Source organism: Mesorhizobium sp. Pch-S (assembly GCF_004136315.1).
In the GTDB taxonomy this organism is placed as follows: domain Bacteria; phylum Pseudomonadota; class Alphaproteobacteria; order Rhizobiales; family Rhizobiaceae; genus Mesorhizobium.
Map to the genome: position 1 here is coordinate 1,757,355 of NZ_CP029562.1, position 24,517 is coordinate 1,781,871.

The 24,517-nt window shown below is 62.8% G+C and carries 17 protein-coding genes; 9 read left to right on the forward strand and 8 right to left on the reverse strand.

What is annotated here, in order from left to right; genetic code table 11:
- Positions 1-52 precede the first annotated feature (52 nt).
- Positions 53-5,182 carry a putative Ig domain-containing protein gene (locus tag C1M53_RS08170; RefSeq protein ID WP_129411791.1) on the reverse strand — a complete coding sequence of 1,710 codons (5,130 nt, stop codon included), beginning with the start codon at positions 5,180-5,182 and terminating at the stop codon, positions 53-55.
- Positions 5,183-5,488: 306 nt separating this feature from the next.
- On the opposite strand from C1M53_RS08170, the gene C1M53_RS08175 reads away from it, so the two are divergent.
- Positions 5,489-6,499, forward strand: a complete 1,011-nt coding sequence (locus tag C1M53_RS08175; protein ID WP_129411792.1) for a helix-turn-helix domain-containing protein — start codon at positions 5,489-5,491, stop codon at positions 6,497-6,499.
- 48 nt (positions 6,500-6,547) lie between these two features.
- Here the strand turns inward: C1M53_RS08175 and C1M53_RS08180 are convergent, their stop codons facing one another.
- Positions 6,548-6,778, reverse strand: coding sequence for a hypothetical protein (locus C1M53_RS08180; RefSeq protein ID WP_129411793.1), 231 nt, complete (start codon positions 6,776-6,778; stop codon positions 6,548-6,550).
- Positions 6,779-6,929: 151 nt separating this feature from the next.
- Positions 6,930-7,592, reverse strand: coding sequence for a hypothetical protein (locus C1M53_RS08185; RefSeq protein WP_129411794.1), 663 nt, complete (start codon positions 7,590-7,592; stop codon positions 6,930-6,932).
- Positions 7,593-7,788: 196 nt separating this feature from the next.
- Between C1M53_RS08185 and C1M53_RS08190 the strand changes: the two genes are divergently transcribed.
- A complete protein-coding gene (locus tag C1M53_RS08190) occupies positions 7,789-8,763 on the forward strand; it encodes a nucleoside hydrolase (protein WP_129411795.1) in 975 nt (324 codons plus the stop codon).
- Positions 8,764-9,231: 468 nt separating this feature from the next.
- On the opposite strand, the gene C1M53_RS08195 is transcribed toward C1M53_RS08190, so the two are convergent.
- From C1M53_RS08195 to C1M53_RS08205, 4 genes are all read right to left on the reverse strand, one after another.
- Entirely contained in the window at positions 9,232-9,669 is a 438-nt protein-coding gene (locus C1M53_RS08195; protein WP_129411796.1) for a VOC family protein, read from the reverse strand.
- Between the two features lie 280 nt (positions 9,670-9,949).
- Positions 9,950-10,606: a hypothetical protein gene (locus C1M53_RS08200; RefSeq protein WP_129411797.1), complete on the reverse strand. Its 657-nt coding sequence runs from the start codon at positions 10,604-10,606 to the stop codon at positions 9,950-9,952.
- A gap of 541 nt (positions 10,607-11,147) precedes the next feature.
- Positions 11,148-11,633 (reverse strand): GGDEF domain-containing protein, encoded by a 486-nt coding sequence (locus C1M53_RS32055; RefSeq protein ID WP_245488484.1) that lies wholly within the window; start codon positions 11,631-11,633, stop codon positions 11,148-11,150.
- Complete coding sequence (locus C1M53_RS08205; RefSeq protein WP_245488485.1) at positions 11,627-12,829, reverse strand: 7TM-DISM domain-containing protein; 1,203 nt, start codon at positions 12,827-12,829, stop codon at positions 11,627-11,629. The genes C1M53_RS32055 and C1M53_RS08205 overlap by 7 nt, the downstream gene beginning before the upstream one ends.
- Before the next feature lie 372 nt (positions 12,830-13,201).
- Between C1M53_RS08205 and C1M53_RS08210 the strand changes: the two genes are divergently transcribed.
- Entirely contained in the window at positions 13,202-17,173 is a 3,972-nt protein-coding gene (locus C1M53_RS08210) for a hypothetical protein (protein WP_129411798.1), read from the forward strand.
- 391 nt (positions 17,174-17,564) lie between these two features.
- Here C1M53_RS08210 and C1M53_RS08215 read toward each other — a convergent pair whose 3' ends face one another.
- Positions 17,565-18,311, reverse strand: coding sequence for a hypothetical protein (locus C1M53_RS08215; RefSeq protein WP_129411799.1), 747 nt, complete (start codon positions 18,309-18,311; stop codon positions 17,565-17,567).
- Between the two features lie 97 nt (positions 18,312-18,408).
- On the opposite strand from C1M53_RS08215, the gene C1M53_RS08220 reads away from it, so the two are divergent.
- The 6 genes from C1M53_RS08220 (at position 18,409) to C1M53_RS08245 (ending at position 24,515) form a co-directional block, all read left to right on the forward strand.
- On the forward strand, positions 18,409-18,828 hold the full coding sequence (locus tag C1M53_RS08220; RefSeq protein ID WP_348630032.1) for a terminase small subunit protein: 420 nt from the start codon (positions 18,409-18,411) through the stop codon (positions 18,826-18,828).
- Positions 18,803-20,218, forward strand: a complete 1,416-nt coding sequence (locus C1M53_RS08225) for a hypothetical protein (protein ID WP_129411801.1) — start codon at positions 18,803-18,805, stop codon at positions 20,216-20,218. The genes C1M53_RS08220 and C1M53_RS08225 overlap by 26 nt, the downstream gene beginning before the upstream one ends.
- Positions 20,219-20,623: 405 nt before the next feature.
- Positions 20,624-22,879, forward strand: a complete 2,256-nt coding sequence (locus C1M53_RS08230; protein WP_129411802.1) for a hypothetical protein — start codon at positions 20,624-20,626, stop codon at positions 22,877-22,879.
- 15 nt (positions 22,880-22,894) lie between these two features.
- Positions 22,895-23,197 (forward strand): hypothetical protein, encoded by a 303-nt coding sequence (locus C1M53_RS08235; protein ID WP_129411803.1) that lies wholly within the window; start codon positions 22,895-22,897, stop codon positions 23,195-23,197.
- Entirely contained in the window at positions 23,197-23,484 is a 288-nt protein-coding gene (locus C1M53_RS08240; protein WP_129411804.1) for a hypothetical protein, read from the forward strand. Before C1M53_RS08235 ends, C1M53_RS08240 begins: the two co-directional genes overlap by 1 nt.
- Complete coding sequence (locus C1M53_RS08245) at positions 23,481-24,515, forward strand: hypothetical protein (protein WP_129411805.1); 1,035 nt, start codon at positions 23,481-23,483, stop codon at positions 24,513-24,515. The genes C1M53_RS08240 and C1M53_RS08245 overlap by 4 nt, the downstream gene beginning before the upstream one ends.
- The last annotated feature ends 2 nt before the right edge of the window (positions 24,516-24,517 follow it).

The following is a 24,517-nucleotide window of genomic DNA, read 5'->3' on the forward strand; positions in this document are numbered from 1 at the left end:
TGTTCCGAAAATCTGCCGGTCGCGACAACGCAAACGAATTGCCAGCTGCCTCTCAGAATTTTGCGCCGGCGTTGATCATGAAGCCATGGCTGGCGTTGCTGCGGTTGCCGAACAGCCCGCGATATTCCAGGCGCAGCGACAGGTCCTGCATGGTCTGGATGTCCAGGCCAAGTCCGAGCTGGAAACGATCCCTCGCCGTTCCATCGGCGGAAGCCGTGAAACCCGGGCCCGCGAAGATATCGGCATAATTCAAGGTGACCGAGCTGCGAGATTCGAAATCGTGCTGGTATTCGAGCCGCAGCTTCGGGGTGATGGAGCCGAAGCCGACCGGGTATTTGTAGTCCAGCGTGACACCGATGTTGCCGGTCTTGCTGCTGATGTCCTGTTCGCCATAGCGTAGCGCGTAGAGCGCATCGCCGGCTTCCGTGTAGCCGCCGAGCGTCGCCTTCGCCACATCCAGCCTTCCGTAAGGCGTGATGCGCCACTGATCGAACTGGAGCCTGGCGCCCGCCGAGACCGAGGCCAGCCACTGTCCGCCGTTACGGCTGCCGGTGACGAAATTTCCGTTCTGCGTCACGTAGCGCAGCGAATCGAAGTTCAGCCACTGGTAACCGGCCAGACCGTCGATGAAGAACACGTCACCCGGGTGATAGCTGGCGTAGACGATGGACGTGTAGCTCTCGCCCTTGCTGCGGCTGCCTTTGTCGCCGATGTCGGTGTCGTCACGGCCGTAACCGACCCCCATGCCGAGCGTGAGGTCGTGGTTCAGGCGATAGTCGATACCGGTGCTGAGGCCGGTGGTGGTGAATTCATAGCCGGCATCGCCTTCGCGCTTTCCGACGGTGATGGACCCTCCCGTCCAGAGGGTGAAGCGTGTGCGGCGACCACTGCTCGGTGCGGCTTCGCCGAACGCGCTCTTGAACGGAGCGTTCAGATCGGGTTTGGCCTGCAGGGCACAATCGGGCTGCATCGGCCGGCAGACGGTGTCGTAGCCCAGCATGATGCCCTGGACGAAGCCGAGCCCTTCTTCGAGCGGTCGCGTGGTGTCATCGTCATGCAGGCTGTCGAGACGCTGCTGGAAATTGCCGACCTGCGATGCCGCGAAGCGCTGCGTCGCCTGGGCCTGTGCCGCCAGCACGCCGGTGACTTCTGGATCGGTGGTGGGATCGACCCTCGGCTGCACCGCGATCGTGACGGTTGCCGGCGCCGAGGTCGCGAAGTCGTTGGTCAGCGTGTAGGTGACGGCCACGGAGCCGCTGAAGCGCGCGTCGGGGGTGAAGGAGAGATCGAGGCCGTTCAGCGCGGCCGTGCCGGAATTCTCCGGCATCACCGCTATCAGGGTGGCCGCCTTGAATGGTCCGCCGGCCGCCATCCTGGCGAGATTGATCATCACGGGCTCGCCGGCGACCGCAGCGGCATTTTGCGGCGCCGGGATCGGCAACGGATCGACGGTCACCGTCACCGTTGCCGGCACCGATGCGCCGCCCGGCCCATTCGCCACATAGTCGAACGTGTCGGTGCCGGAAAAAGTGGCGGCCGGCGTGTAGGTGATCACAAAGCCGGAAATGCTTGTCGTGCCGTTTGCCGGAGCACGCGATACGGCAATGGAGGTGATGGACCCTGCGTCGTTCTTCGTGACATCTATGTCCACCGGCTTGCCACCCATCGTCTGGGCGGTATCGGCAGATGCGGTCGGCACACCATCGGCGATCACCAGGGAATAATTCACCGTCCTGGTGCCGGGTGTCCCCGTGGTGCTGTCGATGGCCGTCACCGCGAAATTGAAGGTGCCTGCCTTGTCCGGCGTGCCGCTGAGCACACCGGTGGCGCTGTCGAGCCCGACGCCTCCCGGCAGGCTGCCCGAGACCTGGTAGGTGTAAGGCGCGACGCCACCGCTCGCGACGACGGTCGCGCTGTAGGGTATCCCCTGCATACCGCCCGGCAGGCTGGCCGGGGTGACGGTCACTGCGGGTGCGGCGATGACCAGCGTGTAGCCCTGCGTGGCCTTTGCCGGCGTCCCGCCGGTGCTGTCGGTGACCTCGACCGAAATCGCGAACGACCCCGCCTGCGTCGGCGTGCCGCGCAGCTCGCCGGTGCCAGGGTCGAAGCCGATGCCCGAGGGCAGGCTTCCCGACAGGGCATAGCGGTAAGGGGCGATGCCGCCGGTGGCCGAAACGACCTGGCTGTAGGCAGCTCCCGAAGTGCCCTGCGGCAGGCTTGCCGGGGCAAGGCCCAGCATCGGAACGCGAACGGTCAGGACATAGCCGGCGCTGACCGATTGCCCGTGCGCATCGGTAGCCAGCACGTTCAGCGGGAACGAACCCGCCTCGATCGGCGTGCCGGAGATCGTTCCGTCGACGAAAGTGAGCCCATCGGGAAGCCGGCCCGACTGCAGGACATAAGCATAGGGTGCGACGCCACCCCTGGCGGACAGGGCAGCCGAATAGTTCGTGCCGGCCGTCGCGTCCGCCAGAGCGGCCGGGGTGAAACCGAGGTTCGGTGCGGCAACCGTCAACGAATAGCTGTTGGAGACCCTGAACGGTGCGCCGCTGCCGGTCGTACCATCGGTCGCCGTTATGCTGATGGGGTAGGTTCCGGGCTGCGTCGGCGTGCCGCTCAGCGTATCACCGGAGAAGGCCATCCCGGCAGGCAATGTTCCGCTCACCGCGTAGCTGAAGCTGCCGGAGCCGCCGGATGCGGTGAAGGCCTGCGAAAAGGTCTCGCCATAGCGCAGCGCGATGCCGCCGCCGGCCGGCGACAGTGCCAGCGTCGGCGCAGCCACCTGGAGGGTGGCATTGCCGCTGACCGGAAAGGGCCCGGTGCCGGTGCTGGCATCGGTCGCCGACACGGCGAGCTGGAAGCTGCCGACTTCGGTCGGTGTCCCCGAAATGGTGACGCTGCTCGCGCCGGTACCACTGACGGCGAGACCCGCCGGAAGCCCGGTTACCGCGATCTGGGTGTAGGGGGCCGCACCGCCCGTGAAGGTGAAGGTCTGCGCGAAAGGCCTGCCGGCCTGCGCCGACAATGAACCGGTGGGCGCGACGACCAGCGTCGGCGGGGTGACGGTGATGCTGACCGTTGCCGGCGCCGATGGCCCGGCCTCGTTGCTGGCCGTGTAGGTGAAGGAATCGGGGCCTGCATAGCCCGCAGCCGGCTGATAGGTGACCGACGTGCCTGACGGAAGCGCCACCCCGTGCGCGGCAGGCGACGCAATGGCGACGGATGTCGCGGCGCCGCCGCCGATGCTGAGCGTGATCGTGTTGGCGCCGCTGCCGTAAGCGACCGTGGCGGAGGCCGGGTTGGCGACGGGCGGGATGTCGGTGATGGTCAACCGGTAGCTGCGAGTACCGATATAGGGACCAGTGCCGCTGCTGCTGTCCCGTGCCGTGACCGTGAAATCATAAATACCGGGCGTTGTGGTCGTTCCCGAAATCTGTCCGCCACTGCCGAGCGCCATGCCGGATGGCAGGGCGCCACCGGTGACGGCGTAGGTATAGGGCGCGGTGCCGCCGCTGGCCGGAGTGATCATGGCGGAATAGGCGGTGCCGACGACGCCGTTGGCCAGCGTCGTCGCCGGCAGGACGATCGTGGCCGGATCGACGGCGAGCGTATAGACACGGGCGCCGGTCTGGTTGTTGGCGTCGCCAGCCGTGACGGTGAAGCCGAAGGATCCGCCGGCGGTCGGTGTTCCGCTGATCGTCCCGCTCTGTTCGTCCAGCTGCAGCCCCGCCGGCAGGGCCCCGCCGGTGCGTGTGAAACGGTAGGGTGCGATGGCGCCGGAGGCCGACAGCGCCTGCGTGTAGGGAAGGCCGACTGTTGCGGCAGGCAGTGTCGGCGGCGCCACCACGATGGCTGGCGGCGTCACCACGAGCGTCATTGCCTGGGTCGATACAATCGCATTGGCATCGGTGGCGCGGACGACGAAATTGAAGGTGCCGCTCTGCGTCGGCGTGCCGGAGATCTGTCCGTTCGAAATCGACATGCCGGTGGGCAGCGCACCGCTGTGCAAGGCGAAGGCATAGGGCTCGGCGCCGCCGATCGCGGAAAGCGCCTGCGCGTAGCCGGTGTTGTAGGCGGCGTTGGGCAAGGTGGCCGGGCTGACCGAGATGACGACGAAATCGACCGAATTGGTGGTGCTGGTCGATGCAAGGTTGGTGAGGCCCGAAGCGCTGGCCACGCCTTCGGGAATTGTCGCGATGACCGTGCCGCTCCGCGTCATGCCGCTGACGGCGATGGTGTAGGTGGTGCCGGAACCGGTGACGGTGGCGGTGGTGGCGCCGGCGGTTCCGGCAAGCTGGACGCCGGTTCGGGCGAACCCTGTCACCGCCCGCTCGAAGACGGCCGTGAAGCTGACCGGTGAGGTGCCGGTGGGGCTGACCTGGCCGGCGGCATTGTTGACCGTGACGTTGGGCCGTGTGTTGACGATCTGGTTGGAGCCCGTCGCCGTGCTCCTGTCGCAGGCGGCGTTGCCCAGGAACTCGGCGGTGACCGCGTGGTTGCCGACAGGCAGCGTCGCGGTCGAGAAATCGGCATAGGAGTCGCCGACGCGATTGGGCCGGGTATAGTTCAGCCCGACGGTCGTCGACTGCGGACCGACAGTGATCTTGACGGAGCCACTGGGCGCCTGGCCCGCATCGCAGCCCAGCGACGACACCCTGGCACGGATCAGCACCGTCTCGCCAGGCAAGGCAGGGTTTGGCGATGAAGAAACGGTGGTGGAGGTACCGCCGCCGCCCTGCTTCGTCGCGGTGGCGTAATTGGTGGTGAAGTCGAAATTGCCGCCGGTGCGGGTTCCAGTGAAGCGGATGTTGTCGCCGAACTGGCCGGTGGTGTTGTCCGTGGCAGTGGTCACATAACTGCCCCTGCAGTTGAATGGAATGACGAAGCCACTGGGCGGAATGGCGTCGCAGGTGATCGGCACGCCCTTGATGTTGGAGCTGGTGGCGTTGATCGATCGTATGTTGACGGAGCCTGGGGTGATCCTGATCGAATAGGTCATGGTGACGCCAGCGCTGGTGTAGGTAGCCGGCGAAATGGTGAGGGTGGCTGATTGCGAGAAGGCGGCCGGCGACGAAGCCAGCAGGCAGAAAAGCGCGATGCAGACCGCAAGGCCCGTGCGCAAGGCAAGGCACAGCCGTGCCGCACGCTGGCCGCACGCGGCAACGTCATCCAGAACAAACACTTGAACCACCCCAGCACTCGCCGCGATCGCGGCCGGATCCCCATCCGATGGCCGCTTGAAACACGAGTCCTGCGGGGAGTCAGCACGCCAATGGGCCGGCTGCCTGAAAAGACGCTGCTTTGAGACGCTGGATCAATTGTTTCGCAAAATATCGAACATCCCGGCGACGCAATTTTCCGGAACGGGGAAGTAACGAGATGCGTTGAGCCAGGATTGCCTGCCCGAAAGGGCACCGCCGTTTCGAAAGAGATTTCGCCGCCTGGCCTGGTGGCTTATAGGCATGAATGGGGGAAGCTTTAGCCACGCATGACCATACCAAGACTTTATTATGTGACGGCCGGGCTGGACCCGGAGACGGCGTTTGCGACCTGGAGCGCGGTGCTGGCGCCGCTGTTCGAGCCGCGGCCATGGGCGCGAAGCAAAAGCCTGCCGACCGGATCGGCCAATGGCGTGATCCTGGGCGACATGGTCATCGCCAAGGTGGCGTTCGAGCCGCAGGCCTTCCTGCGCGACGCCGAGCGCATCGCCGTCACGCCCGGCCACATCCTGCTGCATCTCTATATGAGCGGCGGTTTCACCGGCATGATCTCAGGCGAGCAGACCTCGATCGGCCCCGGGAAAGTGGCGGTGATCGACCTTGCCCACGAGGTGCGAACCCGGGCCTTCGCTTCCAACACGCTGTCGCTCGTCGTTCCGCGCACCATGCTGCCCGATATGGGCACGCTGAAACCACGGCTCGACGCTGCCCGCAATGACCTGCTTGCCGCGCACATCCGCTCGCTGCAGGAACGCAGCCTGCAGATCGCCGAGGACGAGGTCGAGGCCACCGTTGCCGAGACGGCGGATTTCCTGAAGCGGCTGTTCACGCAATCGGAATTCCCGGAAGGGACCGCGCGCAATGCCGATGACGACCTCTTGTCGCTGGCGCAATCGATCATCCGCGACAATCTTGGCACCGGCAAGCTGTCTCCGGATTTCCTGGCCGACAGGCTCGGCATTTCGCGCGCCTCGCTCTACAGGGTGTTTGCCCCGCATGGCGGCATCATGCGCTATGTCCAGGAGCGCCGGCTGATTGCCGTGCGGGCGGCGTTGAGCGATCCGCTCGAAACCCGCAGGCTGACGCGCATCGCAGCCGATCTCGGCTTCAACAGCGAAGCACATTTCAGCCGCGCCTTCCGCCAGCGTTTCGGCGTCACCGCCAGCAACTATCGCAGGACGCAACTCGAGGCTTCCCTGCACACGCAGCTGACCAGCCCGGAAGTCGTCAACCAATGGTGGGTGGATGTCGCCAGCCGGGCACGGTCGGCAGCGGCGTAGCGACCGCGCCGACGAAGCGCGGCGGGGCTGCTGAAATGGCGGAGCGGCTCAGGCCCTCGCCCTGACCGCCCGCCACAGACCAAACAGGAAGAGCGCGCCGCCGAGGACGAAGGTGGGCACGAAAAGCTGTAGCGCCTCCCAGTCATGCCATTTCAGCGAGAAGCCGGTGCATCCGGTCGGGCTCATGCCGCAGGCGAAAGCGTTGAGTAGATACCAGCCGGCGAAGGTTGCGCCGAAAATGACCGCGCCGACGATCATGAAGATGATTGCGGATTTCATGCCCGGTGATAGCGGCGGGTGGGGTGTTGGGCAATGCAAAGACTTTTATGAGAGTGCCGCCTCTAGGGTGCGCTCACAAAAGCCCAATTTCAATCGAGATGCAAAACTCCAGCCCGGGTATTGTCGTCGCCCTGGAAGTCAAAACCCAATTCTATCTTGCAGGAATCCAATACTGCTGAAACTCTTCGATACCCCTTGTGATATCTGGGAAAGGTAACAATGAGGTACCAGCTTCAACGGTCGTCGTTATGCGAGTTGTCGTTATGCAATTGCTTTGACGCACAGGGACAAGACCCTGTCCAAGGTTTGGATTCGGCACCGACTTGAGTGTTTTAACACTCCCATATCCAATGACCCGTTCTAAATTCTTTCGAACAAACGGATGCCCGTTGGCAATCCAACTCTGCATTCGCTGGCGCGATGGTTCAACAAGATTACGTGGGAAGCAAACCGTTTCCATCTGGATTTGAACCGGCGCTGGCTTTGGCAAAGAATCGCAAAGCGAGTATATTAGAGCAATAGCGGTAAATATAAATGAAAATATAACCCGCCGTTCACGCTTGTCTGCTTTTATCCCTGCCTTATATAGAAAATTTTCTATACTATTTTTAGCAATTTCCGGCTTTACGGCACTATATACAGCACAGAATGCCGTGAAAATTGCTAAACAACCAATGATAACACCTCCAAAACTATGAAATTGCACATGGACACCGCCAGTAACGGTAACTGAAGCAGCAATTGCTGACCAATTCCCTGTGTCCAGTCCCGTATTTTTTCTCACGTCAAACTTCGGATCGGGCCAATCAAGCATGGTCCACCCCCATTCAGTATATTGGAAGTATTTCATAGTTAACATGATTTGTCGACATGAAACATTGCGTGATGCTGCCGATTCCGCGCAACTCGCGATGAGTGCTCGTTGATTTGCCGAGGATGGGTTGCCCGTCGAACCTTGACGGCGCCGGCGCTGTGGTCTCCTCTCGTGGCAACTCACAGCGAGGTGCCCGATGGAAAAGATCATCCTGGACTGCGACCCCGGGCACGACGACGCCATCGCCATCCTGCTGGCGGCTGGTAATCCCAACATCGACCTGCTCGGCATCACCACCGTTTCCGGCAACCACAATGTCGAGAACACCACGCGCAACGCGCTGTCGGTGTGCACCGCCTACGGCATCGAGGTGCCGGTGGCGAAGGGATCGCCGGGGCCGATGCTGAGCGAGCAGGTGCTGGCCATCGAGATCCATGGCGAGACCGGACTGGACGGGCCGGTGCTGCCGCCGGCCTCGTTCGAACTCGACAGGCGCCATGGCGTGGATTTCATCATCGACACGGTGATGGCGCATGAGCCGAAGACGGTGACGCTGGTGCCGGTCGGCCCCTACACCAATATCGGGCTCGCCGCGCGCAAGGAGCCACGCATCATCGAGCGGGTGAAGCGGGTGGTCGCGATGGGCGGCAGCTACACACGCGGCAACATCACGCCGGCGGCCGAGTTCAACATCTATGGCGACCCGGAGGCCGCCGACGTGGTGTTCCGCGCCGACTGGGACGTGACCATGGTGGGGCTGGACCTGACCCACCAGGCGCTGGCGACGCCGGACCTGCAGGACAGGGTGCGCGCCGTCGGCGGGCCGATCAGCCAGTTCATCCTCGACATCTGGGAGTTCATCGCGACGACGCATGGCGGCCTGCTGCAGATCGACTATCCCGCCGTGCACGACGCCTGCTGCGTGGCGGCGCTGATCGACCCGAGCGTCTTCACCACCGAAAAGGCCGACATCCGCGTGGAGATCGCCGGGCGCTGGAGCAAGGGCATGACGGTGTGCAATTTCGAGAAGATGGGCGGCATGCGCCATTTCGGCGGCACCGCCAGCGAGCAGATGAACTTCCGCCACAGCGTGGCGATGAAACTCGACCACGCCAAATTCTGCGACCTGATTGTTGATGCACTGGAGCGGCTGACGGCAAGGAAGGGGTGAGCGGGACTGGGGCGGTTGGGAGCTTGAGGCTCGATTGACAGAGCGCCTGCACGTCAAGCGCTGGCGCCGCCCCTCATCGCCCTGCCGGGCACGTCTCCCCGTATAGTGACGGGGAGAAGCAGCCAGCCGCAACCGTGGCGTCCAATCTGCAACCTCGCGCCGGCGATTGGCGAAAACGTCGGCGCCAGCGTCCCTTGCCCCGTTTACGGGGAGAGGATGCCGGCAGGCAGGTGAGGGGCGGAGCTGACGGTGGATCGAGAAATAGCGTCACCGGTCCGGAATAGAACCGGTTTCGGCTGAGCGGGCAGGATCGACGGCTGGTCTGGACCGCTGTGTCTTCGTCACCGGTCCGGCATGGATCCCCGACACTCTTCGCTCCCTGCGGTCGCTACGAGGCCGAGGATGACGGAACTCACTAACCGCCGCGAAACCGAAGCGCGACAGTTCGCCGTGAACCAGCGAACCGCTCTATTTGAGCTCCTGCGCCAGACCGATCAGCAGGCCTTCCGGCCCGCGGATGTAGCAGAGACGGTAGACGTCCTGATAGTCGACGACCTCGCCTTCGAGCTCAGCGCCATGCTTGCGCAGCCGTTGCAGCGTGTCGTCGATGTCGTCGACGGCGAACATGGCGCGCAGATAGCCGAGCGCATTGACCGGGGCGGTGCGGTGATCGGCGATAACGGCCGGCCGGATGAAGCGGGAGAGCTCGAGCCGGTTGTGGCCATCCGGCGTGCGCATCATGGCGATCTCGACATGCTGGTCGCCCAGCCCGGTGACACGCCCGGCCCATTCGCCCTCGATCGTGGCCTGGCCTTCGAGTTCGAGGCCGAGTTCGCGAAAGAAGTCGACTACCTTGGCAAGGTCCTCGACGACGATGCCGATATTGTCCATCCGCTTGAGCGCCATGTGTCTCTCCTTGTTTGGAGCATGATTTCCAAAACCGGTTCCCACTTTTTGGGATCATGCTGTGGCCAGTTCCTTGTTGGAGAATGATCTTTTCCAAAAACCGGTTCCCACTTTTTGGGATCAAGCTGTGGCCAGTTCCTTGTTGGAGCATGATCTTCTCCAAAAAACCGGTTCCCACTTTTGGGATCATGCTCCGGGTGGTAAAATCCGTCTGCCGATGGTCAAGGGCGCCACCGCCGTTCCGCCGTCACGAAATGCACCGGTGCGCCGCGAAGGCCGCTCAATCCGGCAGCATGTGGTCCGCGACGCTGTAGCTGTGGCTGGCCTGGTAGGCGTTGCGGCCACGGTTCATGTGGGTGAGGTTGAAATTGCGGATGGCGCGCAAAGCGCGGGGATTGGCAATGAACTGGCGGATCGAGGCCGCTCCGCGCAGCTTGACGATGAACATGTCGGGGCCGCTTGGGAAGAACCAGCTGAGATCTTCCGGCGCCGCGACGCTCTGTTCGAGAAAGGCTTGATCCATCAGGTTTGGCGTGGCCGAGCCATCGGTGGTGAAATCCGACAGATGCAGGATGAAGCGGGCACGAACACCCTCGCCATCGGCATAGAGGGTGAACAGCTCCATCCAGCTGGCATTGACGCGCACGAGCGGCTTGTCCGAGGTCGACGGCAGGCAGGACACCGACCAGTAGAAACGCTCGGTCTGGCGCGGGATCGGAATGCAGGCAGGACCGTAAAGCCTGAGCAGGTCGAGCACTTCCCTTCCCTGCGGGCGACGCAACAGCTTCTCGAAACGGGCGGCGTATTTGAAGCGATGTTCGAGGGATTCGGTGCGCTCGATGCTGTCGGGCAGGTCGGATTTGCCGTCGAGCCACTCCTGCTGGTGGTCAAGAGAGAGGAACTGGCGGAGGCCGGTCGGGCTGGAGCTCTTGGCCATTCAGGCATCCTGTGCGTGTGCGGCGTGCAGTCTAGAGCAATCGCATGGACTGCCGACACCCCCGTTTGTCAGGAGGCTTTCGGGCATCGACCGTTCGGTTGCTGCGAGGTCGAGTAAGAGGAACCGGCGTCGGCTCGCCTCCGCGAAGCCGCAAGGATCGCTGGTCTGGACCGCCGTTCCTTCGTCCTCGTTCCGGCATGGATCCCCGACACTCTGCACTCCCTTCGGTCGCTCCGAGGTCGAGGATGACGGTGGTGGGGAGCGCTCCGGCCAGTCTCCGGCGCCACCGCGATCCTTGCCGGCGCTCCTGGTTGGCGTTCATTCCCGGTGAGATCGATCGTGACGCCGGCATACGCGATTTGCGCGCGACAGAGAAACCTCGTCATCCTCGACCTCGGAGGGAGCGAAGCGACCGCAGAGTGTCGGGGATCCATGCCGGAACGCTGGGAGCAAACCCGGCCGCTTCGAGTGGCGGATGCGGGCCGGCGCCGTAGAAAGCAGAAACGCTCCCGCGCCAACCGGTGGACTGGCGGCGCGGGAGCTAGACGGCTATGGCTTGGGCAGGATCGACGGCTGCATCGTTCCTGGCGCCCGGCGCTGTCTGGGTCCGGTTGCGGCCGGCGAGTTTGGCGCTGTAGAGCAGCCTGTCGGCCTGCTCGTAGAGCGCCGCGAACGCGGTATCGAACGGCGCATCCGCCATGCCCATGGAGGCGGTAACGGGCCGGCCAAGACCCGGGACGGCGCTGGCGACGATGGCTGGGATCGCCTGACGCCGACGCTCGGCCTGGACGTGGGCATCGTCTCCGCGCGCGAGCAGCACGAATTCCTCGCCGCCGAGGCGGAACGCAAGAACCTGCGGGTCCGCCTGAAGTGCCTTGGCCACGGCTTTCAGAACGGCGTCGCCGACCACGTGGCCGTGAGCGTCGTTGATGGCCTTGAAGTGGTCGAGGTCGAGCACGGCGAGCGTGCGGTAGCCTTCGGCGCGAAACGTCTCGTAATTCTGCTCGAGCACCCGCCGGTTCAGCATCCCGTCAGCGTGTCGCGCTGGGACAGCCGCTCGAGCATGTCGGCTTCGAAGCGCGCGTGGTCTCGCTGGCGCTTGATCGACATGAAGCGGTCTGCCACGCCAAGCGTGGTGAACAGGACTTCGCAGACGCAACCGATATAGAACAACGGCATGGCATCATTGGTCTGCAGCGCGGGAACCAGGCCCGTGGCCAGGCGCACCAGACCGACCAGAACCATGGGCGTGTAGCCGACGGCCTGGAACTTGGCGGCCCGGCTGCCGCGGCGCAGTGCGTCGACAAGCGCCAGGATGAAAATGACGATCACCGGGGCGAACGCCGCCGTATACAGCATCGACTGAACCGGGCGCCCGACGAAGGGAAATGCCGCGTGAGAGGTGCTGAGAAACATCGCCCAAACGGCGCAATAGACCAGCGCCTGGCGCAGGCGCGGATGCATGCGGTCGGGTTCGACGAAGCTGTAGGTGAACATCGCGCCGGAAGCGACGGTGAGGCCGAAGATCACCGTCGTCATCCAGCTCAGGGTCATTGCCGGCGGATCAAAGAGAACGACCGCGAGCCCCGAAGACACCACGATGGTCAGCAGCAGGGAGATGGTGAGCATGGAATGCCAGAGCACGAACGGCTCGCGCAGGATCCGGTAGAAGGCCGCATTGAAGATGAGCGGCATGGACAGCATTCCGGCAAGCACCGCAAGGAGAAGCAGGTCCGGGCCCAGGGCGACATCCGATGGTGAGAGATAGGCCTTTTCCAGCGTCATCTGGTGGCTGGGCAGATCGAACGCGACGATGACCTGCGCCGTGTCGCGGGTCACGGCCGGCAGCGGGACCTTGAAGTAGCCGCCGCGCAGAGCGCTGCGCAGTTCATTCGCCGGCAGGGAGGCCTGGCGCATCGCGCCGTCCCGGTCGATCGCCAGCAAGTGCACGGCCACAAGCGCGCTGCGCCTTGAAAAGAGATATTGCGGAAGGGCATCGCCGATATCAAAACGCAGCAGCGCCCGCTCGCCTTTGAGCGAATAGCTGCGATCTCCGCAGGTCCAGCGCGCGGGCGAGCGGACAATGGTGGGCAGGTCGTCCGACAGGCTGCTCGACGCCCAGCAGGAGCTTCGGATGTCCGTGGCAGCGCCGGCGGGTGCGGCGTATGCAAGCAGCACCACCAGTGTCGTCAGAAGCGCTTTGCGAAGGTCATTCCAGAACATGGATGGACGTTACACGGCCAATGTTGAGATGCGGTTACTGATCCGCTGGGATGTACTCGTGATCTTAGCATCGGCCCATGAAACGGCCGAAATGGGGCCGGCAACCGACAATCTGCTCTTGGTCAACGTTTGGAGAAAGCTGCCATTCGCGGGTCAGAATCAAAAGTTCTCTACCGCTCCCATTTCTGCAAAGCAAAGGTGACATTCGAACATCCTAAAGCGATCACCGGATCAGACGCACCGCCGAGCGCGCCACGGAAGAACAGCCTGATGTCCGAATCTTAGAGGACCGTAATACTTTACATCCGGAAGGCCCCGGATCACCCTGACTGCAATGACGGATTCGTCACCCCTTTACTGCACGGAAGTTCGATGTCGGCATCGGCGTACAATCAGGTTCACATTCCACGACCAAAACTGTGGCAGGACTTCGAAAAGGGATCCGCACTGCTGTGGCGCAGGATATTGGGCGATCCATCGATCCATCGTTTCGGCAAGAACGGCCAAGCCCAGCATGGGATGGACATGTACGGATACCGGGATGGCGAGACCGCCAAGATCGTGGGCGTGCAATGCAAGTGCAAAGGGCAGGGCGAGAAGGCCAGCGAGAAGGAGCTTCGGAGCGATTTCGAAAAAGCGCTCAAGTATGAGCCGAGGCTCACCGAATACTTCTTCACCACGACGGCCGACGACGACGCACCACTTTCTACCCTCGCTGCCAAGCTAACCGAGGAGCAGCGCGTATTGGGTCGCACCATAGTCGTGCGCGCTTGGGGATGGGATACTCTCGAGGATCAGATATCGGCCCATCCCGACGTCGCTTTGATGTTCGACCCGAACCATAGTCCGACTGCGGAGCTCCAGTCCCAGCGCCATGAGGAGATAGTCGGCCTTCACAGCAACACGCTGGTCGAGATCCGAGCAGTGCAGGCCCTGCTACTGGAGCGGGCGACTGTTGATGGATCTTCTGACGATCCGATAGAAGCGGCGCTCGATGCCGAGATCGATCGGTACAGGGACCGCGCCAACAAAGGAAAACCGCAGTCTTCACTGGAGCTTTTGAACGACCTGCTGAAGACCCTGACCGAAAAGAATTCGGGACGCATTTGGTTCAGGGTGAAGGCAAACATCGCCCACTGTCATCTCCAGTTGGGTGACCAGGCTACCGCGGCTGACATGCTGGATGAGGCAGTGGCCCATGCACCAGAGGATCCAAAGGCGGCTGCCAACGCCATATTGGCGATGATGCTGCGGGGCGATCACCAGAAGGCGTTCCAGGAAGGCCTAGCCGAACTGACCAAGTCTCCCAACAACGACGTTCTTGCCGGATACGTCGTTCAAGCGGGCGGCTATGCCGGTGTTGCCGACGCGATCGACAGAATACCAGAGGCGGTTAGAGCTTCCGAAGCAGTCAGGAAGTATCACCTTCTGAATATGCGAAATGCCGGAGATTCGTCGTGGATCGATCTGGCTCGACGCGGACGGGAGGGCAACGCCGAAGACGAATTCTACAAACGCCATGCCGCTGAAGCCGTCATCACCGAAATTGTCGATGGCGACCATCGTACGAGTTGGAAGCTGACTGTGGAGGCCAGGAACCGTCTGCGCCAAGCTGGAAAAGACCTGGTCGATCTTTGGAATCTGGCGAAGCAGGAGGAGGCTCCGGACCGACCTGACCATCTCGCGCTTTGCATCAACGGCGCCTTGGCTCTTCTTGCGGTAGGCGACGGTGACGCTGCGAAGGAGCTAATCCTCGAGGGTTTAGCCGTTTCGGGCGGCAAGGACCCAGACATTCAGGTTCGCGTGGCTGCGTTTGCCATGGAACTGGGCGACGAAGCGCTGGCAAGAGAGGCTTTTCCCAAACTTGCCGACAACGGCCCTGCGCTACTGATGCGTGCACAGATCGCTGCACGGCTCGGCGACTGGGATTATCTGATGAGCCTAGATGGAACCGAGGCTCTCGAGACGATCCCAGAGACCGAACGCGAGTTGGTCAAGGCATTGGCGTCGAGTGCCAGCATAAAAACGAACGCGCTGGACGATCCGGCCGGTGCGTCGTCTGATCTGAACGACATGATCGTGCTTTACAAGAACAACGGTCGTGCATCGGTGCTTTTGGCGCAACTGGCGGATGAGCTGTGTCTGCCGGAAGAATCCTCTCGTGCCTATAGCAATGCTCTAGCCTCGATCTCCAACAACTCGCACATCGCCAGCCGCGCGATGGTGGCCGGTTATGCAACCCGTCTCCACGATCATGCGGAGGTGATCAGATTGATGGACGGCTACGTCGATGACAGCGTCGACTCGAAAGACCTGTTCGATCTGGCCAGTGCCTTCGCATACGAGTTCCCTCCAAGAGCGCGGGCGGTCGAATTCTTCGCGAACCTTGACGATTCGATCAGGAACTTGCGCCAATACGTGATGCTAGAAGGCATCCTGCACTACCACAGGGGCGAGCTGAATCTGGCCGCGGACCGTTTCTTAAAGTCACGGGATCTTTCGCCCGATCTAATCACGCCTATTCTAATGCAAGCCCAGACGCTGCTCCGGTTGAGACGGAAGTCGGAACTTACGGCATTGGTCGCCGATCTGGATTTATCGTTGATGCACGGCAATCCTCGGGAGAGGATGGATTTCGCACACCTACTCGTCGCTGGCGGGCGCGCCGAGGACGGTCTTGACCTGGGTTACGCCGTTCTGGACGCAAATCCGAATGATCCGAAGGTCGCGCTCAAATGGATCGGCTTAGCCCTGGGCCAGTTAAAGCGAATTCACGAACTGAGCGATGCCGCCATCGGCGTAGGAATGTGGACTAGCTTGGAGTCCGACGATGGCCAGATCAACACGTTCTTGGTGGTAGATGGACCCGGCGAACCCTCGGAGAAGAAGTTCGGCAAAGGGCACGTTGTGGCCGAGGCAGCCGTCGGGCACCGCGTGGGTGATTCATTCGACGTCGAGGACCGATTGGGGCGGACCGTTCGCTGGACGGTGCAGCAGGTTCGACACAAATATTCTCATGCTTACGCCGAACTGACCGAGAACTTCAATATCCGGTTCCCTGATGAGGACGGCTTTTATGTCATCCGCACTGTCGGCGATGACATCGGCCCGTTCCTCGATGTGATGAGACGGCAGGGCGAGCAACGGGAGAGGATTCACGAACTCTATACCAATGGACCTTTGCCCATATCGGTGCTGACTGAATTCTCCGGAGGAGGCAGCGCGCTTCGCTTTGCGGATTCACTCAGGATGGAAGGGATCGGTATCGAGGCCTGCGAGGGCACTCTGCCCGAGCGAAATTGGGCGACGCAAACGGCCAAAGCCCATTTTGGCAAGGGTGTAGTCCTCGACACGCTGACTTATTGGGCTGTCGTGGGGATAAACGGTTTGGAGATTTTGAAGGACCTGTACGGCAGGATTCTCCTTGCTAGATCGACCGCAGACGAGATCGGCCAGTTGCATGCAGACGAGGATCTGGTTTCCGAAACCGAACATTCCGGCAGTGCCTACTTCCACAAGGGCCAGTTCCATTTCGACGAGTTCACGCCCGAGCGTGCCAAACAGCTTGCCGACGCCATCGCGATGCGCGAGGACGCTATGCAGGCTGATTGCAACGTCGTACCTGTTCACGCTCCAAATGACATCGACCCGAGGTTGCTCGAGACCGCTTGCCGCGGCGCGCTTGATCCAATTTTCGTGGCTCGCGAACATGGCATGCTGCTCGTCACTGACGACAAGCGATATCGTAACTGGGCCGGTAGCCTAAAGGTACGAGCAGTATGGCTCCAGGCGATTTTCCTCGCGGCCAGGGAGAGTGGACGCCTGGATGACAAGGTGTATGCCCGGTTGGTTGGCCAACTGGCACTGCTGCGGCACACCTCTATCACCTGCAGCACTGGCGACATCGTTGAGATCGTAGCCCAAGCCACCCCGGAGACGAAGTATACTATCGACGCCATCGCCGAAGCGATAGGAGTCGAGAAGGCTGACATTCTCTCCCACTACAAGGTGACGACCGAAGCGGTCATACGGCTTTTGCAGACCGGGCCGACACCCAATGCAGAATATGCCATCGGGCTGCTGATGCGAAATCTTCTCCGGTACAGGACCAGCGACCGGCGCCAAATCCTTACGGGATTGAAGAGGACGCTTTCCGATCAGCCTGGAGGAAGGGCTTTGTTTGACCGTTGGAGTAAAGGCGGTTCGACGGACGATGGTCTCAAGGTAGACGGACCGCGCGCGGCGCATGTTTGGAAACCTGATCCCCGTACCCTATCGAAGCGAAACGCGGCAGTTAAGGCGCGAGCCAAGAAAGCCCACCGACGTGCTTTCGGGAAGCGTTGATCGTCGACGGACGTAGGGTTGGTCGTTGGCAATTGGCTGTCGGTGTGCTGACGTCCCCCTTTTTCCTCGCCTTTTCAAGGGCCTTCTCGATGAGCTTGTCGGAAATGGTGGAAGGTCTCGATCGGACTGGACCGACCTCTTTCAGGATGATGAAAAGGATATTTGAACGGCCGACATGACGGCACAAAGTTGCCGTTCATTGCCATAGGTAAAACATCCTCACGGCCAGCGCTAAGACACCAATAGCATTATCCTGTTAACGCAGGCCGTCTCACCTCTAGGCCAACCCAACCGGCCGCGCTACTTTCTCTGCGAATGATTTGGTGATTTGCTCGTCATGAGCGGGGCCTCAGCGCCACCTGCCGGAGCAATGTCGGTTTTCACCGCCGACCTAGGCAACACTTGTGTCTTGCCGCGGGAGAGCCTCCGACTTTCGAGATTCGTCCCTACATATTTCGCTGATCCACTTGGCAACACTGACTTCATTTTGGCTGAGGGCATGCCAATGTTTGAGATGCTTATGAATTGACAAGCCGACAGGTACGGTCGCAACGAGATTGTTATCGCGGATGATCGTATCAGGCTTCGTCCTATCGAAAATGTATCGAGCGATCTTCATAGCCTTGGGTGTCAGTGTTTTGGATGCTGTTAGCTCTGGAAGCGCAGCTTGAAACCACTCCTCATCGACGACCGCATCGCGGTGTTCTTCATTTAACGCATTAAAGTAACTGACTGCTCCCGATTGGACAGCACTAGGCTCCCTAGCCATCGCATCTAGCGCTATCAAGGAATAGCACTCGCACAGCATTTCCTCGACCCAGTGATTTCCGTCAATTCGGGGATGTCGAAGGTCCGCTCGAGCTGCGAGATGACCAAACTCGTGCGAAAGCTGATAGGCGAACTGCCAAGGCCTATTCTCACCAGCTGTTAGAATAATCAGTTCGTTTGAGGTGTCTGCGGCATACATCGGTGTCTCACGAGTGGTTGTCCGTTTTATCGTTATTGTTTTCGACTTTGTGTCGGGAAAACCATGCACACCGAAGAGAGTAGTGGCCGTTGAGGCCAACACGGCATCTAATTCTGCGCGCTCATAGTCATGAACGCCAACAATCTCAAAACGCGAGAGATCAAGGCTCACAGCCGCTATTCCTTGAATATGAGCAAAAACCAAACTGACGGCTGGAGTGCGTTAGACTGTGACTGTTGGCAGGACTTTCGAACATACGCAAGAGTTGATGGACCTTATCTGCGAACGCCTCGCGGGAGGAGAAAGCCTGCGCTCAATCTGCCGTGACGAGGACATGCCTAGCAGAGCAAAGGTGTTCCGCTGGTTATTGGCGGATACGGAGTTCGCCACCCGCTATGCCCATGCCCGCGACGCCCAGGCGGATGCGCTGGTGGACGAGATGCTCGACATCGCCGATGACAGTTCCAACGACTGGATGGAGCAGCGTGGCCGCGATGGCGAAGTGACCGGCTGGAAGGAGAATGGCGAGTCGCTGAAGCGCTCGGCGCTGCGGCTGAGCACGCGGCAATGGATCGCCGAGAAGCTGAAGCCGAAGAAATACGGCAACAAGGTCGCGCTCACCGATGCCGATGGCGGGCCGCTGACCGTGAATGTGATCCAGCGTGCCGCGCATCGACCTGCCGAGTGACTGGGCGCCGCGCGCCTATCAGGAACCGGCCTGGCAATCCTGGCTCAACGGCTGCAACCGGCAACTGCTGGTGTGGCACCGCCGCGCCGGCAAGGACGACATCAACCTGCGCATGCATTCCGTCGGCTGCTTCAACCGCGTCGGCACCTACTGGCACATGCTGCCGGAATATTCGCAGGCGCGCAAAGCGATCTGGGACGCCGTCAACCCCAACACCGGCAAGCGGCGCATCGACGAGGCCTTCCCGAAAGCGCTGCGCGAGAATACGCGCGAGAGCGACATGTTCATCCGCTTCAAGAACGGGTCGACATGGCAGGTTGTCGGCTCCGACAATTTCAACGCGCTGATCGGCACGCCGCCGGTCGGCCTCACCGCTTCGGAATGGGCGCTGGCCAACCCGATGGCCTGGGCCTATCTGGCGCCGATCCTCGCCGAAAACGGCGGCTGGGCCTCATTCATCTCGACGCCGCGCGGCAACAACCATCTGAAGGCGATGCTGGACCGCTTCCGCAACGACGCGGCCTGGTTCACGCAGGTGCTGACGGCGCGTGACACCGGCGCGATCTCGGATGCGGCGATCGAGGCGCAGCGGGCAGAATATGAGGCGCTGTTCGGCAAGACCGTCGCCGACCTGCTGGTGGAGCAGGAGTTCTACTGCTCGTTCGCCGGTGCCACGGTGGGCGCCTATTGGGGTGCGGAGCTGGCGACGGCGGACGTGCAGGGGCGCATCGGCGTGGTGCCTGTCGACTGGAGCCAGCCGGTGCACACGGCCTGGGATCTCGGCAAGGCGGCGAACAACCCGATCTGGTGTTTCCAGGTGATCGACGGGCGGCCGCACATCGTTGATTTCTACCGGCCGGAAACGGATGACCTGGAAGACTGGTGCCTCTGGCTGGACGCACGCGGCTATCACGGCAACGACTATGTGCCGCATGACGCGGTGGTGAAGAACTGGGGCGACAGGCGCACCCGCGTCGAGACGCTGAAAAGCCATGGCCGCAAACCGAAGATCGTGACGATGGCCAGCGTCGCCGACGGCATCAATGCCGGGCGCGAGACGATCAAACTGGCCGAGTTCCATCTCGGCCCCGACGAACGCGGCGAGCGCATGCAGCACGGCCTCGACGGGCTGAAGATGTACCGCCGCACATGGGACGATGAACGCAAGAGCTTCGTCGAGACCCCGGTGAAGGACTGGGCCGAACATATCGGATCGAGCTTCCGCTATCTCGGCCTCGCCTGGCGCGACGTCGCGCCGGCTTATGTGCCGAAGCGGCAGGTGGAAGGCCCGACCTACCAGGTGACCGCAACCGGCGTGGTGCGCGCCGACATCGGCGTGAAAGCCGCGGTCGAGGCGATGGTGCGGCGCAAGAAGAGGATGGATGGGTGATGCGGGGTTTTGTGGCTTCAATCTTCACGCATGGGTTCATGGACGCTCGAAGTTTGGACCGCCGGGCATTTGTCAGCGTTCCGGAATGGATCCCCGACACTCTTCGGTCGCTTCGCTCCCTCCCGAGGTCGAGGATGACGAGGGTGCTATGCGGTGCGCCAACTGTAAACGCTGGCTCCGGTTTCAGCGCTTGCGCCGTGCCCCCTCTCCGTCGCCGCTTCGCGGCGCCACCTCTCCCCCACTTCATGGGGGCGAGGAACCCAAGCTCGAGGAGCGCCGACGCCGCAACCGCGGTTCCTCGCCCCTGCCAAAGGCGGGGGAGAGGTGGCACGCCCGCAGGTCGTGACGGAGAGGGGGCTTCACGCGCGCTGACCTTAGCGACCGCCCCCGCAGGAGCGTTCTGACATGACCAGGAAGACCGATGCCGGCAAGGGTGCGGCGCTGCGCGACACGGGCCGCACATGGCTGGAGCGCATCAAGGCGGCCGAGGCCGACGAGAAGCGCTTTCTCGACGATGCGGCGGTGGCGACCGCCGTCTATCGCGGCAAGGGCGCGCCGAAGACCGACGGCTCTTCGGATACGGCGCCGTTCGATTTCAACATTCTCTTTTCCAATGTGGAAACGATCGTGCCGGCGGTGATCAACTCGGCGCCGGCGCCGGATATCCGTCGCCGCTTCGGCGCCGACGACCCGGCGGCGCGCGATTTCGCGCAGCTGCTGGAACGGGCGATCTCGGTGCAGATCGACGACAGCCGGCTGCAGAGCGAGCTGGAAGCGATGGCGCAGGACGGCTTCCTGGCCGGACGCGGCATCGTGCGGCTGCGCTTCATGAGCGATTTCGTCGGCGGCGAGGTCACGGATGGCGAACTGAAGGAAATTGCCGAAGAAGATGCGGCTGGCGAGCAAGGCGCTGATGGCGACGGCGCATATGATGCCGGGAAGAGCGACGGTATCGGACATGCCAGCCGTGCCCAAGCCGCCCATGCTGGTACCGGCAACCCTGCAGGTGGCAACGGCACCGACAATGGTGTCGACGGCGGTATCGACAACGCCGCCGCTGGCGGCGCCCACAATGACGCTGGCAACGGTGTGACTGAGAACGCCGGCGTCGGCGAAACGGCCAATGAGCGCATCGTGTTCGAGGCGGTGAGCTGGCGCGACTATCGCCACGGCAAGGCCAAGCGCTGGGACCAGCGGCCGTGGGAAGCGTTCCGGCATTCGATCGCCTCAGACGACTATGACCGGTTCGTCGACGGCGCGCTGGTGGCGCTACAGGCCGATGACAGCGGCGAGAAAGACGACAGCGACCACGAGGTCTGGGAGGTGTGGGACCGCAAGTCGCGCACGGTGCTGTTCATCGGCGCCGGCGACGGCAAGGTGCTGAAACAGGTCGCCGATCCGCTGGGCTGGTCGGGCTTCTTCCCGACGGCGACGCCGGTGCAGCCGATCGAGGTCAACGGCAATCTGGAGCCGGTCAATCCGTTTTCGATCTATCGCCGGCTGGCCGACGAGCTCGACACCACCACCAAGCGCATCCGCATCATCACCCGACAGCTGAAGGTGAAGGGCTGGTATGGGGTGAGCGCGACCGACGTGCAGGCGGTGCTGGAGGCCGACGACAACGAGTTCGTGCCGATCGCCGACGCGGAGGTGTGGGCCAAGAATGGCGGGCTGCAGAGCGCTGTGCTGTTCTGGCCGGTGGAGCGGCTGATCGTGGTGCTGTCGCAGCTCTACGGACTGCGCGACCAGACCAAGCAGGCGATCTACGAGATCACCGGCATTTCCGATATCGTGCGCGGCGCTTCCAACGCCGCCGAGACCTATGGCGCGCAGCAGATCAAGAGCCAGTGGGGCTCGCTGCGCATCCACAAGATGCAGCGCATGATCGAGCGCGCCTCGCGCGACCTGTTCGTGATGATGGCGGAGGTGATCCCGGCGAAGTTCTCGCCGCAGACGCTGCAGAAAATGACCGACGTGCAGCTTTTGCCGAGCGCACAGGACCTGACGCCGGCGGCACCGAAGCCGCTGCCGCAGGGGTTGCCGCCGGAGGCGATGGCGCAGGCGCAGCAGGCGGCGGCGCAGGAGGCGAGCCAGGCCGAGGCGGCGCGGCAGAAGAAGCTGCAACATCTGACCGCGCTCAATGGGCTGATGCATGAGCGGGTCACCGCCGGCTACCGCATCGACGTCGAGACCGACAGCACGGTGCGCGCCGACGTCACCCGCAAGAAGCAGGAAGCGACCGAGTTCATGTCCGCCTCCAGCGCGTTCTTCGCCTCGGTCGGCCCGCTGGTGCAGCAGGGCGTGATGCCGGCCAATGCGGCGATCACCATCTACGGATCGTTCGCGCGGCTGTTCAACCTCGGCAAGGCGATCGAGGACGTGCTCGACGACCTGATCACCAAGGTGCAGCAGGGCGGCGGCGTGCCGCCGCAGCAGGACGGCCAGGCCGATGCCGCGGCTGCGGTCGAGAAACGCCGGCAGGAGGCGGCGCAGCTCGACCAGCAGATCAAGCTGCAGAACGCCGAAGTGGAACGGCAGATCAAGCGCGAGAACGCCTCGCTGGATTTGCAGATCAAGAATGCCGAGCTGCAGATCAAGACCAGCCAGCTCAGCGCGGTGCAGCGGCAATTGCAGCTGCAGCAGCTTGGCTTGGCCGGATAACCAGGAGACACAGCCATGCAACGCTTTTTCCACACGCTGCCCTCCGGGGTGCGTGAAGCCGCCGACGCGACCGTGGATCTCGCCTCGGCGCCAGCCTCGTCGCTCAAGGTGGTGACGCCGCATGCCAGCAACACCCTGCCGGACGGCGTGTGCCGGGCGCTGTGGGTGGGGACCGCCGGCGACGTGGCGGTGATTGCCGAAGACGACACTGTCGCCATCACCCTCACCGCCGTGCCGGCCGGCAGCGTGTTGCCGGTGCGAGCGAAGGCGGTGCGGGCGGCGGGAACGACGGCAGGCAACATCGTGGCGCTCTACTGATGCGCCGCTACGTCTTTCGCGACGGCCATTTCCGCGACCCGAAGACCGGCACGCCGATGACACTTCCGGCCGGACCGCTGGCCAGACCCGGCATCACCAGGCCGATGCCGGAATATGCCAGCCCGATCGACGGCCGCGTGATCAGCACCCGCCATGAGCGCCGCGAGGACATGAAACGCAACAACTGCGTGGAAGCCGGCGACATGCCGTCGCCGACCGGCGGCAAGATCAGGAACAAGGCCTTCGCCGCCAAGCGGGGCCTGACAGTCAGCGAGGACTACCGATGACCATCGAGAGTGGCGAAGCCATGATCCCGGATGCCGCTGTCGCGAACGGCGCCGATACCGCCAGCGACGATGCCGCGCTCGGCGCGGTGTGGGACCAGATCGAGAGCGACAGGCAGGACGACGCGGACGGTGGCCTGGCCGACCGTCCCGACGATTCACCCAAGAATTCCCCACTGGAAGGTGAGGGAACGGGAGGGGCACGCACGAAGGCCGAGGTGTCCTCGCCCCTCGCCGGCGCCGTGCCCCTCCCGGCCAACTGGCGCGGCATGGAAGGCGAGTGGGGCAAGATCCCGGCCGAGGTTCAGGCGAGGATCGCCCAGCGCGACGCCGAGTTGCACACGCGCATGTCGGAACAGGGCCGGCAGATCGGCGCGTTCCGTCCCTACAACGAGATCTTCGAACGCAATGCCGACCTTCTGGCCGGGCGGACCATGCCCGACGGCTCGGCGCCGTCGATGGCCGAGGCGGTCGACTTCCTGTTCAGCGCCCAGCGCCGGCTCGACGAGAACCCCATCGCCAGCCTGATCGACATTGCCGACCGCTACGGCGTGCGCCAGCACCTGGCCGCCGCGCTGAGCGGCCAGATCGACATCCCTGCCGACCCGCAGCCGCCCGCGATGACGCCGGCGGACATTGCCTGGGTGATCCGGGAAATCCAGCAGGAAGACGCCATGGCGCGATCCGCCAACGAGGAAGTGAGCCGCCTGGCCAAGGACAAGCCGCTCTATTCCGAGCTCGCCGAAGACGACATGGTGCATGCGATCCACAAGGCACGTGCCAGGCTTGGCGACACCGCTTCCCACGAAGCCGTGTTCGACCTTGCCTATGACATGGCCGTGAATGCCGACCCAGACCTGAGGGTCAAGGCAGCCGCCGCCCGCAAGGCCGCCGCTGCCGATCCGAGGAGAATGGCCGACGCACGCCGCGCCGCCTCCGTCAACGTGACCTCGACCTCCACCGGCCAGTCACGGCAGTTCAGTGAAGACGAACTGCTCGGCCAGGCCTATGACGAAGCTCAGAACTCAAGGTGATC